This is a genomic window from Streptomyces sp. NPDC002851 (assembly GCF_053591935.1).
On record NZ_JBSFUT010000031.1, the window covers coordinates 53,809 to 67,960 of the forward strand.

12 protein-coding genes are annotated in these 14,152 nt (G+C 69.5%); 6 read left to right on the top strand and 6 right to left on the bottom strand.

All coding sequences use genetic code 11. The features are described from left to right. The first annotated feature begins 6 nt into the window (after positions 1-6). From ACWD10_RS27805 to ACWD10_RS27820, 4 genes are all read left to right on the top strand, one after another. The gene (locus tag ACWD10_RS27805; RefSeq protein WP_451095696.1) at positions 7-1,593 is read left to right on the top strand and encodes a recombinase family protein; all 1,587 of its coding nucleotides are present in this window, start codon (positions 7-9) and stop codon (positions 1,591-1,593) included. Positions 1,594-1,763: 170 nt separating this feature from the next. Then, positions 1,764-2,315, top strand: a complete 552-nt coding sequence (locus ACWD10_RS27810) for a peroxiredoxin (protein WP_451095698.1) — start codon at positions 1,764-1,766, stop codon at positions 2,313-2,315. A gap of 17 nt (positions 2,316-2,332) precedes the next feature. After that, complete coding sequence (locus ACWD10_RS27815) at positions 2,333-2,866, top strand: alkyl hydroperoxide reductase (RefSeq protein WP_451095700.1); 534 nt, start codon at positions 2,333-2,335, stop codon at positions 2,864-2,866. Between the two features lie 170 nt (positions 2,867-3,036). After that, positions 3,037-3,624 (top strand): BLIP family beta-lactamase inhibitor, encoded by a 588-nt coding sequence (locus ACWD10_RS27820; protein ID WP_451095702.1) that lies wholly within the window; start codon positions 3,037-3,039, stop codon positions 3,622-3,624. Positions 3,625-3,651: 27 nt separating this feature from the next. Here the strand turns inward: ACWD10_RS27820 and ACWD10_RS27825 are convergent, their stop codons facing one another. The 4 genes from ACWD10_RS27825 to ACWD10_RS27840 form a co-directional block, all read right to left on the bottom strand. Continuing rightward, a complete protein-coding gene (locus ACWD10_RS27825) occupies positions 3,652-5,172 on the bottom strand; it encodes an AI-2E family transporter (protein ID WP_451095704.1) in 1,521 nt (506 codons plus the stop codon). A gap of 154 nt (positions 5,173-5,326) precedes the next feature. Continuing rightward, positions 5,327-6,046 (bottom strand): aggregation-promoting factor C-terminal-like domain-containing protein, encoded by a 720-nt coding sequence (locus ACWD10_RS27830; protein WP_451095706.1) that lies wholly within the window; start codon positions 6,044-6,046, stop codon positions 5,327-5,329. A gap of 451 nt (positions 6,047-6,497) precedes the next feature. Beyond that, the gene (locus ACWD10_RS27835; RefSeq protein WP_451095708.1) at positions 6,498-7,820 is read right to left on the bottom strand and encodes a PhoH family protein; all 1,323 of its coding nucleotides are present in this window, start codon (positions 7,818-7,820) and stop codon (positions 6,498-6,500) included. A gap of 467 nt (positions 7,821-8,287) precedes the next feature. Beyond that, positions 8,288-9,049, bottom strand: a complete 762-nt coding sequence (locus tag ACWD10_RS27840; protein WP_451095710.1) for an isoprenyl transferase — start codon at positions 9,047-9,049, stop codon at positions 8,288-8,290. A 130-nt stretch (positions 9,050-9,179) separates the two neighbouring features. On the opposite strand from ACWD10_RS27840, the gene mgrA reads away from it, so the two are divergent. Then, positions 9,180-10,217, top strand: a complete 1,038-nt coding sequence (gene mgrA / locus ACWD10_RS27845) for an L-glyceraldehyde 3-phosphate reductase (RefSeq protein WP_451095712.1) — start codon at positions 9,180-9,182, stop codon at positions 10,215-10,217. A 173-nt stretch (positions 10,218-10,390) separates the two neighbouring features. Here the strand turns inward: mgrA and ACWD10_RS27850 are convergent, their stop codons facing one another. Beyond that, positions 10,391-11,230, bottom strand: a complete 840-nt coding sequence (locus tag ACWD10_RS27850) for a prepilin peptidase (protein ID WP_451095788.1) — start codon at positions 11,228-11,230, stop codon at positions 10,391-10,393. A gap of 284 nt (positions 11,231-11,514) precedes the next feature. Then, positions 11,515-13,647, bottom strand: a complete 2,133-nt coding sequence (locus ACWD10_RS27855; protein ID WP_451095714.1) for a heavy metal translocating P-type ATPase — start codon at positions 13,645-13,647, stop codon at positions 11,515-11,517. A 136-nt stretch (positions 13,648-13,783) separates the two neighbouring features. Between ACWD10_RS27855 and ACWD10_RS27860 the strand changes: the two genes are divergently transcribed. Next, a complete protein-coding gene (locus ACWD10_RS27860) occupies positions 13,784-14,134 on the top strand; it encodes an ArsR/SmtB family transcription factor (protein ID WP_451095716.1) in 351 nt (116 codons plus the stop codon). Positions 14,135-14,152 lie beyond the last annotated feature (18 nt).

A 14,152-nucleotide genomic window follows, 5' to 3' on the forward strand; every position in this document is an offset into this window, starting at 1 on the left:
ACGATCATGGCCGTGATCCGCGAGGACGCCGCTGGACGGCTTGCTGAGCGGTCCAGGGAGGGGAACGACGTGATACCTGTCGGCTCGTACGGACGACTGTCCGAGGACAAGGCACTCAAGGCCGGGACCACCGACCGCGAGGAGGGGGAGCAGGTAGCCGACCAATTCGCGAAGAACAGCAAGCTTGCTGCCGACGAGGGTTGGACCGTCGTCCGCGAGTACAACGACAACAACATCCCGGCCTCTGATCCTATGGTTGTCCGGCCAGAGTTCGAGCAGATGCTGAAGGACCTGGAGAGCGGTGTCATACGCGGCATCGTCTTCACGCACGCTGACCGCCTCGCTCGCCTTGAGTTCGACGCCGCCCGCCTCAATCGCCTCTACCTGATCAACCCGAAACTCATCGGACGAGCCGTAGAAGGCGGTACAGACCTGTCGACCATCGAGGGTCGCTGCATGTTCATGGTGCAGGCCACCCTGGGCGGCGTGGAGGTCGCGAACACCAAGCGCCGGGTCAGCGGAACCAATCGGGCCAACGCCGAGCGAGGGCGGATGCACGGGGCGCCTCGCGCCTTCGGATGGCGCGAGGACCGACGGACGCTCCACCCCGAGGAGGCCAAAGACCTGCGCGACGCCATCCTGGCCATCCCTGGCGGCAAGACGGTCGGGCGGGTGCGCAAGGAATGGATCGCCCTCGGCTACGCCCCAAAGGCGACCAAGCAGCGCAAGAACGCCGACGCCAACGACTACAACCTCCAACACAGCACGGTTGAGGCCCGGCTCGTGAACCCCAGGAACTGCGGCTACATGACATACCTGCCGCAGGCCGACCGGCGCGGGGCGAAGAAACCCTGGATGCCCGACCACGTCGTCTACGTCGACGGCAAGCCAGTCACGGGCAGTTGGGAAGCCGTCTGTACGCCCGAAGAATGGGCCGCCTGCGTCGAAACGATCAAGGCGCGCAAGGAGGCGCGGAAGAGCGGCGACACGTTGACCCACGGCACGTCGGAGAAGTACCTCCTGTCCGGAGTCGCGCGGTGCGGCATCTGCTCTTTCCCCATGATCGCCAACTGGTATCAGAAGGGGACGAGCGCGCACGACCGCTACGGATACCGGTACGCCTGTCTCAGTAACCTCGGCGGCTGCGGCGGCATCAGCCGCGTCGGCCCGCCGGTGGAGGAGCACGTCGTTGACCTCTTCTTCGCGGAGCTGAAGAAGAGCCTGGGCATGGCGCACAAGGCCGAAGAGGTCGACGAGACCCAGCACGACGGCCGTCTTGCCGAGATCGCCCAGGAGATCGAAGAGGTGAATGAGCGACGCCGGGCCAAGCGCATCTCCATGTCGACCGCCCTCGACATGATCGAGGAGTTGGAGGAGGAACGCACCGAGCTCACCCGCGCACGCACGAATCTGATGGCCCGCAAAGTCAAGCCTCAGAACGCCTCGGCGGACGTGCTCAAGGACTGGGACAGCTACAGCATCCCGGAGAAGAAGCACCGGCTGAAGCAGAGCATCCGGGCGGTTCTCATCCATCCCGCAGGCCGAGGTAAGCGGTTCGCTCCGGAGTTGATCGAGGTTGTTTGGGCCGACTAGCGCAGGTCGTTCAGTCGAGTCGATCCCCTCAGTCGCGACTGATAGTTATCGGCGATCAGATCGCCAAGCCCTGCTTATTTCCCTGATCAATCCACTCCGTGGCACGGTTTACACCGTTCAACCCCTCACGTAAGTCCTCAAAAGGGACTTACGACGCACAAGGAGAGTAAGTGCTCACTGTTGGTGATCAGTTCCCCACGTTCGATCTGACGGCCTGCGTCTCGCTGGAGAAGGGCAAGGAGTTCGAGCAGATCAACCACAAGACGTATGAGGGTTGGAAGGTCATCTTCTTTTGGCCGAAGGACTTTACTTTCGTCTGCCCCACCGAGATCGCCGCCTTCGGCAAGCTGAACGACGAGTTCGCCGACCGTGACGCGCAGATCCTCGGCGTCTCCGGCGACTCCGAGTTCGTCCACCACGCCTGGCGCAAGGACCACGACGACCTGCGCGACCTGCCCTTCCCGATGCTCGCCGACTCCAAGCACGAGCTGATGCGGGACTGCGGTGTCGAGGGCGAGGACGGCTTCGCGCAGCGTGCCGTGTTCATCGTGGACCAGAACAACGAGATCCAGTTCTCCATGGTGACCGCCGGTTCCGTCGGCCGTAACCCCAAGGAGGTCCTGCGGGTCCTCGACGCCCTCCAGACCGACGAGCTCTGCCCGTGCAACTGGTCCAAGGGCGAGGACACCCTCGACCCGGTCGCGCTCCTCTCCGGCGAGTGAGCGGGGACTGAACCGATATGGCACTCGCTGAACTGAAGTCCGCCGTCCCGGACTACGCCAAGGACCTGAAGCTGAACCTCGGCTCGGTCATCGGCAACTCCGACCTTCCGAAGCAGCAGCTGTGGGGCACCGTGCTCGCCTGCGCGATCGCGTCCCGCTCCCCGAAGGTGCTGCGCGAGCTGGAGCCCGAGGCGAAGGCGAACCTGTCGCCGGAGGCGTTCCAGGCCGCGAAGTCGGCCGCCGCCATCATGGCGATGAACAACGTCTTCTACCGCACGCGGCACCTGCTCTCCGACCCGGAGTACGGCACGATGCGCGCCGGTCTGCGGATGAACGTGATCGGCAACCCCGGGGTCGACAAGGTCGACTTCGAGCTGTGGTCGCTCGCGGTGTCGGCGATCAACGGCTGCGGGATGTGCCTGGACTCGCACGAGCAGGTGCTCCGCAAGGCCGGGGTCGACCGCGAGACCATCCAGGAGGCCGTGAAGATCGCGTCGGTCCTCCAGGCGGTCGGCGCGACGCTCGACGCGGAAGCCGTCCTCGCGGAGTAATTCCGCGGACACCACGCACATCGCAGCACTTTGCGGCAGATTGCGGCACATCGCGGCCCCCACCCGGCTTCCGGGTGGGGGCTGTTATGCCTTTTCGCGCAAGTTGTCGCGCTCGGCCCGCGCCGCGGAGCACACTCATGAGCCACGCCCTTCCTGATGGGAGAACGCTCATGCGCATACGCTGCCTCGCCGCCCTCGCACTCGCCGCCGCTGTCGCCGGCTCTGCCGCCACGACCACTTCGGCGTCGGCGTCGGCCAAGCCCGATCCGGACGACAACTACCTCACCAGCGCCAAGTACGACGCCATCGCCTTAGGCACGAGCAAGCAGCGGGTCGAGGACACCATCGGCACCGATCCCCACTGCTCCGGCAACGGGAGCGTCCTGACGTGCTGGACCCGGAACCAATGGGTCGACCAGACCGCGACCTTCACCTTCAACGGCAGCGACCAGCTGTACCGGAAGGAGAAGAACTACTCGTTCGCCTACGGCTGGTACACCCACGACAAGCCCGCGACGATGACCAAGGCCGAGTACGACCAGTTCGCCAAGGGCGACACGCTGGCGGAGATCAACGCCGCCACCGAGGGCACCGCGTGCACCGACATGTGGGTCGAGCACCCGAACCACCCGTCCTCCGGCGGCTGGAAGACCGAGATCCGGTGCACCGGCACGGTCGAGGAGTCCTACCCGACGATCAAGTTCTTCTTCACCGACGGCCTCCTGACCGACAAGTCCTACACGTCGCGCAACAGCTAGGGCCCGCGAAGATCGGGAAGACGGGCCCTAGGTCGGCGGGGCGGGCGGCGGCTCCGTGGTGGGGGCCACCGCCACCGCCGTCGCGCCGTGTGGGCCCGGAGTGCGGCGCATCGCCGTTTCGTGGGCGTACGCACGCAAGTAACCGACCACCGTGTTCGCCACCGCGACCAGCGGCACCGCCACCACCGCGCCCCCGATCCCGCCCATCAGCCCGCCGGCCGCCACCGAGAGCACCACGGCCAGCGGATGCACCCGCACCGCCCGGCCGAGGATGAACGGCTGGAGCACATGCCCCTCGATCTGCTGCACCGCGAGCACCACCACGAGCACCATCAGGGCCGTGAAGATGCCCTGCGTCACCAGCGCCACGACCACCGCGAGCGCCCCGGAGATCACGGCACCCACCAGCGGGATGAACGCGAACAGGAAGATGAAGACGGCCAGCGGCACCGCCATCGGCACATCGAGGAAGTAGATGCCGATACCGATGAAGATCGCGTCGATGAGGGCCACGATCACCGTGCCGCGTACGTACGCCGTCAGCGTCCGCCACGCCCTCGGCCCCGCCCCCGCGACGCCCGGCCGGGCCGGCGCCGGGACGAGCTTGAGGGACCACTGCCAGATCCGCTTGCCGTCGTAGAGCAGGAACAGCGTGGAGAACATCGCGAGCAGGATGCCGGTCAGGAACTCCACGATCACCGTGACGCCTTCGAGCCCCGCCGAGGTGATCTCCTCGGTGTTGGTCCCGATGGTCTCCCGCAGATTGTTCGCGATGTCCTTGATCTGGTCCTCGGTGACGTGGAACGGGCTCTCCAGGAGCCACCGCTGGAGTTCGTCGATGGCCTCCTGGATCCGGGTGGAGAGCGTGTCCAGGTTCTCCATCACCTGCCACACCACGAACCAGCCGACCAGGCCCATCACCACGAAGCCCGCGATGAACGTGACCGCCGTGGCAAGGCCGTGCGGCAGCCCGACGCGGCGCAGCCGGTGCACCGTGGGCTGGAGCAGCGCGGTGATCAGGAGAGCGGCCAGGAACGCCATGACGACGAGCTGGATCGACGTGATCGCCTGGGCAAGGACCCAGAGCGCACCCGCCAGGACGAGCAGCCGCCAACCGGCCTCGGCCGCGACCCGCAGCCCCCACGGCACCGCGGCCACCGGTTCCGGCTTCGGAGCCACCGCGGGCGCGTAGGCGGGCGGCGCCGGCACATGCGGCTTCTCGGCCGCCTTGCCCCGGTCCGGCCGCGCCTCGCCCGCCGGAGTCTCTCCCGCCGGGGACTCGCCTGCCGGGGCCTCGCCCGCGGGGGACTCGCCTGCGGGAGTCTCGCCCGCCGGGGTCTCGCCCGCGGGTGTCTCGTCAGGCCGCGCACCGCCCGGCGGCGGGGTCTTGCCCAACCCCGCCTCGTCCGGCCGCTCCTGGCCTGCCCCCATGCCCGCGCCCGGGCCCTGCTCCCCGCTCTCCATCCCCGCGCGTCGCTCGTCCAGGCGCTCACCGAGTCGGGTCAGACCCTCGCCGAGCCGCTCGAGCCACCCTGGCAGTCTCGACATGATCCTTCCCTTACCGCCCTTGGTCCCCGCCACTGACACCGATTCCCCCCGGCCCCGGTTCTTCGTCTGCATGACCGTACACGCGCGAAGCCCCCCACCGAAGGACGGTGAGAGGCTTCGCGGAGTTGAGCGTCCGGCCAGCGGAACTTCGGGCTCAGTACCAGCTGTTGGCCTGCCAGAAGTCCCAGGCGCCGCAGGGGCTGCCGTACCGGTCGTTCATGTAGTTCAGGCCCCACTTGATCTGCGTGGCCGGGTTGGTCTGCCAGTCGGCACCGGCGGAGGCCATCTTGGAGCCGGGCAGCGCCTGTACGAGGCCGTACGCGCCGGACGACGGGTTGGTGGCCTTGTAGTTCCAGCCGGACTCGTGGTCCACGATGTTGCTGAAGCACTGGAACTGGTCCGCCGGAACCATCTGGCGCGCGATCGCCTGGGTCTCGGCGATCGTGTACGAGCTCTGCTGGGCGAAGGAGTCCGCGTCGGCCCGAGCCTCGGCGCGGCTGGCCTTGAGCTTCTCCTCGCGCTCCTTGGCAGCCTTGGCCTCGGCTTCGGCGGCGGCCTTCTTCTCCGCTGCTTCCTTCTTGGCTACGGCGTCCTCGGCGGCCTGCTTGCGGGCCGACTCCTCCGCTGACTTCTGCGCGGCCGCGTCTGCGGCGACGGCCTGCGCGTCTGCCTGCTGTGCCAGCGACTCAGTCTGAACCTGCGCCTGCTGACCCGCGGGGATGTCCGCGAGGAGAGTTCCCTCGCCGGACGCGGCCGTTGCCTCCATGTCATTGGACGGCTGGGTGCTGCCCGAGGCAACGCCCACGACGGCGCCGACAGTGGTGACCGCGGTGGCCGAGGCCACTGCGAATCCCCGGACCGAAATCCGGCTCACATGCATTCCTTCCAGCATCGCCCGTCCGGTGACCTTCCGGGCGCAATCGTGCCCCTTGCGCTGGCCTCCCTGATACGCGGTCACGGGCGGCTCGGACCCTGAGCGGCAACTCCCTTGCGGGAGCGACCGCTTGTGAAGCGGGTGGCATGCGGCGTCGCTATGAAGTTCTGGGGTTCCGTACCGCTGGGGGTACGCAAGTGCCGCATGCGGGGCCTGACAGGACCACGACTCTGCCGGACCGGGATGGGGCAAGGCAATTCTGCGTTGCGTGTGAAAGCTCACACCCCGTTTGTGCCTGGGGTTTTACGGAAAGGCGCGTACAGCTCGGCGCCGCCCGGCTAAGCTCTCCCGCTCACCGGACGGCGCCAACTACTGCGTATCGCCTCAGAGTTGGACCGGCCCCTCATAGAAGGGACAGTCCGGGCAGATACCTAAGACTTCCCAAGGCGCATCAGATGCGACCCTCTTCCAGCATTTCGGTCACGAGGGCCGCGATCCGCGAACGCTCCGAGCGCGTCAGCGTGATGTGCGCGAACAGCGGATGCCCCTTCAAGCGCTCCACGACCGCCACCACGCCGTCGTACCGCCCGACCCTGAGGTTGTCGCGCTGCGCCACATCATGCGTCAGTACGACCCGGGAATTCGCCCCGATTCGGGACAGAACGGTCAAGAGAACGTTCCGCTCCAGGGATTGGGCCTCATCGACGATCACGAACGCGTCGTGCAGCGAGCGTCCGCGGATGTGCGTGAGCGGCAGCACCTCCAGCATGCCGCGCGCCGTGACCTCCTCTATCACCTCACGCGAGGTCACCGCGGAGAGCGTGTCGAAGACCGCCTGCGCCCAGGGGCCCATCTTCTCGGCCTCGGTGCCGGGCAGATAGCCGAGCTCCTGGCCGCCCACCGCGTACAGCGGCCGGAAGACCATCACCTTCTGGTACAGGCGGCGTTCGAGTACGGCGTCCAGACCGGCGCAGAGCGCGAGCGCCGACTTGCCGGTGCCCGCCCGGCCGCCCATCGAGACGATGCCGACCTCGTGGTCGAGGAGCAGGTCGAGCGCGATCCGCTGTTCGGCGCTGCGGCCCTTGATGCCGAACGCGTCGCGGTCACCGCGCACCAGGCGCACATCGCCCTCGGCCGTGACCCGCCCGAGCGCCTTGCCGCGCTCCGAGTGCAGCGTGAGCCCGGTGTGCACCGGTAGCTCCGCGGCCTCCGGAACGTGGATCGAGTCCTGCTCGAAGAGCAGGTCCACCTGCTCGCCGGAGAGGGCGAGTTCGGACATTCCGGTCCAGCCGGAGTCGGTGATGGCCAGCTCGGCCCGGTACTCCTCCGCGAGCAGGCCGACCGAGGACGCCTTGATCCGCAGCGGCAGGTCCTTGGAGACGACCGTCACGTCGTACCCCTCAGCCTGGAGATTGCGGGCGACCGCCAGGATCCGCGAGTCGTTGTCCCCCATCCGGTAACCGGCCGGAAGGATGCCGGGGTCGGAGTGGTTGAGCTCGACGCGCAGCGTGCCGCCCAGGTCGCCGAGGGGAATGGGGGCGTCGAGCCGCCCGTACCTGATCCGGCAGTCGTCGAGCAGGCGCAGCGCCTGCCGGGCGAAGTAGCCCAGCTCGGGGTGGTGCCGTTTGGCCTCGAGCTCCGTGACCACCACGATCGGCAGCACCACCTCGTGCTCGTCGAAGCGGTGCAGGGCGTTCGGGTCGGCCAGCAGGACGCTGGTGTCTAGAACATAGGTGCGCCTGTCGGGCGTGCGGCGCTTAGTGCTGGTCACCACGGAAGGACGTACCCCCTCGGAGAGGTCGGGGAGCGACGGCGTCGCGGGGGACTGGACCGGGCTCGGCTCCCATGCACGGGCCGAGCTCCGGCCCTCCGCGAGTCCGTACGAAGTACGGTCCATCCGGTGCAAAGGGCCTCCCGGGCGGACGACCCCATGCCGCCCGCTGAGATGCGACCCCATCTGGTGCGGGGGTCGACCTGGAGGTGATATGCCCTCGAACGCGTTCGCCCATGCCAGGCATGTGACGACGCGTAAGCGAACGTTGGGTAACACAACCCAGCCCGTCCGGCGTGTGAGGACGAGCGCGCCCACCCGTCTCCCACCACCACCCTCAACCGAGGCGCTACGCGCCAACCCCTGGTCCAGCGCGAAAAGGGGGGGCTGGGGGCGCTGCATCCATCAGCGGCTTCGCCGCGGGCCCCAGTTACGGGAAGGGGCGGGGCCGGGGCAGAAAACCGGCCACCTCAGGCCCCGTAACGCCGATGCCGCGCAGCGTAGTCGCGCATCGCGCGCAGGAAGTCGACCTTCCGGAACGCGGGCCAGAAGACCTCGCAGAAGTAGTACTCGGAGTGTGCGCTCTGCCAGAGCATGAAGCCCGAGAGCCGCTGTTCGCCGCTGGTGCGGATGACGAGGTCCGGGTCGGGCTGACCACGGGTGTAGAGGTGCTCGGAGATGGCATCGATGTCGACGATCTCGGCAAGGTCCTCGAGCGAGGTGCCGCGCTCGGCGTGGTCGAGGAGCAGGGACCGTACGGCGTCGGCGATTTCCTGGCGGCCGCCGTAACCCACGGCGACGTTCACAAGTATCCCCTTGTTCCGGTCGGTGCCCTGCTCGGCCTCCTTGAGTACGGACTGGGTGCGCGCCGGGAGCAGATCCTTCTGGCCGACGTGGTGCACCCGCCAGCGGCCGTCGGAGGCGAGCCTCTGCACGGTGTCCTCGATGATGCCGAGCAGCGGCACGAGTTCGGCCTCTGGCCGGTCGAGGTTGTCCGTGGACAGCATCCAGAGCGTGACCACCTCGACGTCCGTCTCGGCACACCAGCCGAGGAACTCCGAGATCTTCTCCGCGCCCGCCTGGTGCCCCTCGGCCGTGGTGCCGCCGGACGCCTTCGCCCAGCGCCGGTTGCCGTCGAGGATGACGCCGATGTGCCCCGGCACCTGGGTGTGGTCGAGGCGACCCTCCACCCGGCGTGCGTAGAGCCCGTACACCAGGTCGCGCAGGTTCACTCTCTTCAGCCCCTCCGTGCAGATGGCAGATGTGGCCCGACAGGACCTGGGCCAGCACCCTACCGTCGCTCGGGCCCGGACGGCCCACGGGTGCCCGGTGGCAGGGGCGTACTGAAGTAGCTTCGTTCTCATGAACGACAACGCTCTGTATCAAGCGGCGGGCGACCGCTACGACTCCATGGAGTACCGCCGCACCGGCCATTCCGGCCTGAAGCTCCCGGCGATCTCGCTGGGCCTGTGGCACAACTTCGGCGACGACCGGTCCCTGGACGCGCAGCGCGCCATCCTGCGCCGCGCCTTCGACCTGGGCGTCACGCACTTCGACCTGGCGAACAACTACGGTCCGCCGCCCGGCTCCGCCGAGCTGAACTTCGGCAAGCTCCTGAAGCAGGACTTCGCCCCGTACCGCGACGAGCTGATCCTCTCGACCAAGGCGGGCTACCGGATGCACCCCGGCCCGTACGGCGAGTGGGGTTCGCGCAAGTACCTGATGGCGTCGCTCGACGCGTCCCTGAAGCGGATGGGCGTGGATTACGTCGACATCTTCTACTCGCACCGCTTCGACCCGGACACCCCGCTCGAGGAGACGATGAGCGCGCTGGCCTCAGCGGTGCAGCAGGGCAAGGCGTTGTACGCCGGTGTCTCCTCGTACACCAGCGAGCAGACCCGCGAGGCGGCGCGGCTCCTGCGCGAGATGGGCGTACGGCCGCTGATTCACCAGCCGTCGTACTCGATGATCAACCGCTGGACCGAGGACGACGCGCTGCTCGACACCCTCGAGGACGAGGGCATGGGCTGTATCCCTTTCGTTCCGCTCGCCCAGGGGCTGCTCACCGGCAAGTACCTCGACGGCATCCCGGAGGGTTCGCGGGCCACGCAGGGCAAGTCGCTCGACCCGAACCTGCTGAGCGACGAGGTCGTACGCAGGCTGAACGGCCTGAACGAGATCGCCAAGAGCCGCGGCCAGAGCCTCGCACAGCTGGCGCTGAGCTGGGTGCTCCGGGACGAGCGGATGACCTCGGCCCTGATCGGCGCGTCCAGCGTGCGTCAGCTGGAGGAGAACGTGGCGGCGCTCCGGGGCGCGAAGCTCACGGACGAGGAGCTGGCGGAGATCGACCGGTTCGCGGTGTCGACGCCGGGGACGAACATCTGGGCCGGGCGGAAGTAGCCCGCCGGCGGAAGAACTGGCCCGCTAGCGAAAGCAGCCCGCCGGCCCACTGGCGGTGTCCCGGAGCGGGGCAAAAAAACGGGCCGGTCCGTGGGGGGGATACGGACCGGCCCGAGGGGGGGTTTCCACCATAACCCTTCGTAAGCGATGCCGTGTGCACCGGCGTGCCGCCACTACGCTGCGAAACCGCCCAGCAACAGTCCGGTGACCGCCCCGGCGAGCATGCAGGGCCCGAGCGGCATGGCGGTCTTGAGGCCCGCGCGGCCCCGCAGCACAAGGGCGAGGGCGTGTCCGGCGGCGTAGACGGTGCCGCTGAGGAAGCCCAGGATCAGGGCGCCGGAGCCGTACCACCCAAGGGTTACCCCGAGAACGAGCGCGAGCTTGACGTCACCGAAGCCGAGGGCGCTCGGCCGGGCCAGGAACAGCAGCAGATACGCACCGCCGAGCGCGAGCCCGCCGAGCAGCGCCCCCGGCCAGGAGCCCGCGGCGGCCGGGAACGGGGCGGCGGCGCCGAGCAGCGCGACGGCCGCGGCGGCGAGCGGCAGGGTCAGCACGTCCGGCAGCCGGTGCACGGCGAGGTCGACGGCGGCGAGCAGCACCCCGAAGGGCGCGAGCACCAGCCAGACGACGAGCTCGGGCCGGTACCCCGTGGCGGCCGCGAGCGCGGCACAGACGAGGGCGGTGACGGCGATGGGGTAGGCGGGGTGGGGGCCGAGGCGGGCGGTGCGGGGCCCGAAGTGGGGGGTGCGGGGGGCGAGTTGGCTGTCTTCGGCGCCGAGTCGGCCCTCCCCTGTATCGAGTCGCCCCTCCCCTGCGTCGAGTGCGTACGGTGTGGTCGCGCAGGTCGGGCAGCGGGGTGCGCCCAGCCAGCCGCGGGCCGGGCCGGTGAGCGGGTGGCCGTCGGGGCAGTCGGCGCGCCAGGGCTCGCCCGGGGCGACGGCGAGGCGGTGTGCCGCGCGCGGCACGAGCAGCCCGGCGAGTGCCCCGTAACAGGCGGCGAGAGCGGTCAACATGGCGAGCACGCCGTGACCCTATGGGGGGCTCGCGGCACCGCGCAGCCCCCTCCACCACGCGGTGCCGCACCGCGTGGCTTTGCCGACGCGAATCGCCCTTGGTCTGAACTTACGTGACGGCTACATGTGGAGCGAGCCCATCCGATAACGATGCGGACTCAACCGGGGCGACTTGTCCAAATTTGCTGCGCTATTTCCGAAGTGAAAGTGCGAGGGATCACTGGGCGGCCTGTGCGACTGAAAAGTTGAACTAGCAACGTTAACAAGGCTGTTCACGCGACTGTTCACGCGGTTTTTGCTCCCGCTCCCCGCCAGGCAGACTCGCGAAGCAGCCGCAGACCATTCAGCCCGACCAGGACCGTGGAGCCCTCGTGGCCCGCGACGCCGAGGGGCAGCGGCAGATGCCCCGCCAGGTCCCAGACGACCAGGATCGCGATGAAGGTGCCCGCGATGCACAGGTTCTGGATCACCAGGCGGCGGGCGCGCCGGGAGAGGGCCACGGCGCGCGGCACGGCGGCGAGTTCGTCGCGTACGACGACCGCGTCCGCGGTCTCCAGGGCGAGGTCGGAGCCCGCCCGGCCCATCGCGACGCCGATGTGCGCGGCGGCGAGCGCGGGCGCGTCGTTCACGCCGTCACCGATGACGAGCACCTTGCGCCCGTCGACCTCCGCCAACTCCCGTACGGCCTCGGCCTTTTGCTGCGGCAGGAGTCCGGACTGCACGGTTTCCGGTACGTCCCCTTCCGGCACGTCGCCTTCCGGTACGTCGCCGAAACCGGCCTGTGCCGCGACGGCCGCTGCCGCTCCGGGCCCGTCTCCGGTGAGGAGCAGGGGTGGGGTGCCGGTGAGGCGGGCGAGCTCGGCGACCGCCTCGGGGGCGTCGGGGCGCAGCCGGTCGGCGAGGGTGAGGCGCCCGGCGGGGGCGCCGTCGACCAGGACGAGGACGGTGGTGGTGCCGCCGCCGTCGTCGGCCTCGGCCTTCCGCTCGGCCTTGTGCGCAGCCATGTGCTCGGCCCTCCGCTCGGCCTGCTGCTCGGCCTGCTCCGAGGCGGGCAGCAGGCGGCGCTCCGCGCCCACCTCGACGCGGCGGCCGGGGGCCACGGTGGCGGCGACGCCGCGGCCGGGGGTGGAGGTGAAGTCGTACGACTCGGGGAGCGGGAGCGAGCGACGGCGGGCGGCCTCGACGATCGCGGCGCCGATGGGGTGTTCGCTGCGGAGCTCGGCGGCGGCCGCGAGGGCGAGCAACTCGTCCTCGGAGAAGCCCGGTTCGGGTTCGGGCCGGACGCCGGTGACCTTCGGGGTGCCCTCGGTGAGGGTGCCGGTCTTGTCGTACGCGACGGTGTCGATCTGGCCGAGGCGTTCCATGACGACGGCGGACTTGATGAGGACGCCGTGGCGCCCGGCGTTGGCGATGGCGGAGAGCAGCGGCGGCATGGTGGCGAGGACGACCGCGCACGGCGAGGCCACGATCATGAACGTCATGGCGCGGAGCAGGGAGCCGGTGAGGTCGTCGGCCCCGAGGGCGAGCGGCGTGGCGAAGACGGCGAGGGTGGCGGCGACCATGGCCCAGGCGTAGCGCTGCTCGATCTTCTCGATGAACAGCTGGGTGCGCGCCTTGGTGCGGGACGCCTCCTCGACGAGGGCGACGATGCGGGCGATGACGGTGTCGGAGGGGTCGCGTTCGACGCGGACGCGCAGGGCACCGGCGGCGCCGTTGACGGTGCCCGCGAAGACCTCGTCGCCGGGGGCCTTGGTGGCGGGCAGCGGCTCGCCGGTGATGGTGGCCTGGTCGACCTCGCTGGCGCCGTCCAGGACGCGGCCGTCGGCGCCGATGCGCTCGCCGGGGCGGACCAGGATCTGGTCGCCGACGGCGAGTTCGGCGGCGGGGGCTTCGGTCTCGGTCCAGGCTTCGGCCCCGTTCGCCGAGTCGGGGTCCGGGTCCGGGTCCGGATCGAGCCGGGTGGCGGTGGCCGGGGCGAGGTCGAGCAGGCCGCGCACGGAGTCCTCGGTGCGGGCGGTGGCGAGGGCCTCCAGGGCGCCGGAGGTGGCGAAGATGACGATGAGCAGCGCCCCGTCCATGACCTGGCCGATGGCAGCGGCGCCGAGCGCCGCGACGACCATCAGGAGATCGACGTCGAGCGTGCGCTCGCGCAGCGCCTTGAGCCCTTCGAGGCCCGGCTCCCATCCCCCGGCGACGTACGCGACGGCGTACAGCGGACCCCACAACCACACGCTGAGGCCGAGGAGTTGAAGGGAAAGGGCGCACACGAACGCGGCGGTCGCGGCGGCGGCCCAGCGGGCCTCGGGGAGGGCGAGGGGGTGGGTGCGGGCGGTGCGGGCGCGCGGCGCGGACCGGGCCGTGGCGTGGCTCGGTCGCGCCGCCGGGGCATCGGAGACGCCGGAGACGGCAGCAGGCATGACGAAGTGATCCTTCGGAGAACCGGTGGCCTGAGGGCGGGCCTGGGTATCCGGGCTGGCCCTCACCATACAGGAATACATGAACAGCTCTTCATTCATACGGGCGAGGTGAGCCCCCGGGGCTTACGATTCCTTCATGGGCCACGGGATCGACCAGAAGAGCAGCACGCGCGAGCGCCTCGACGCCGTCGGAGCGGCGGACGTGGCCGCGACGCTGCAGGCCCTGGCCACCCCGTCGCGGCTGCGGATCCTGGCACGACTCCAGGAGGGCCCCTGCACGGTGGGCGAACTGGCCGGCGCGGCCGACCTGGAACAGTCCGCCTGCTCACACCAGCTACGACTGCTGCGCAACCTGGGCCTGGTGGCCACCGAGCGCCGCGGCCGCTCGATCATCTACGCGCTCCACGACCACCACGTCGCGGAACTCCTCGACCAGGCGCTGTTCCACGTGGAGCACTTGCGCCTTGGACTGCAGGACGAGGCGTAAGGGCTCGTCGTCAGCGCG

Coding starts and splice junctions, on each gene's coding strand:
- ACWD10_RS27805 (WP_451095696.1), top strand. CDS start 7: ATGGCCGTGATCCGCGAGGACGCCGCTGGACGGCTTGCTGAGCGGTCC.
- ACWD10_RS27815 (WP_451095700.1), top strand. CDS start 2,333: ATGGCACTCGCTGAACTGAAGTCCGCCGTCCCGGACTACGCCAAGGAC.
- ACWD10_RS27820 (WP_451095702.1), top strand. CDS start 3,037: ATGCGCATACGCTGCCTCGCCGCCCTCGCACTCGCCGCCGCTGTCGCC.
- ACWD10_RS27825 (WP_451095704.1), bottom strand. CDS start 5,172: ATGTCGAGACTGCCAGGGTGGCTCGAGCGGCTCGGCGAGGGTCTGACC.
- mgrA (WP_451095712.1), top strand. CDS start 9,180: ATGAACGACAACGCTCTGTATCAAGCGGCGGGCGACCGCTACGACTCC.
- ACWD10_RS27850 (WP_451095788.1), bottom strand. CDS start 11,230: ATGTTGACCGCTCTCGCCGCCTGTTACGGGGCACTCGCCGGGCTGCTC.
- ACWD10_RS27855 (WP_451095714.1), bottom strand. CDS start 13,647: ATGCCTGCTGCCGTCTCCGGCGTCTCCGATGCCCCGGCGGCGCGACCG.
- ACWD10_RS27860 (WP_451095716.1), top strand. CDS start 13,784: ATGGGCCACGGGATCGACCAGAAGAGCAGCACGCGCGAGCGCCTCGAC.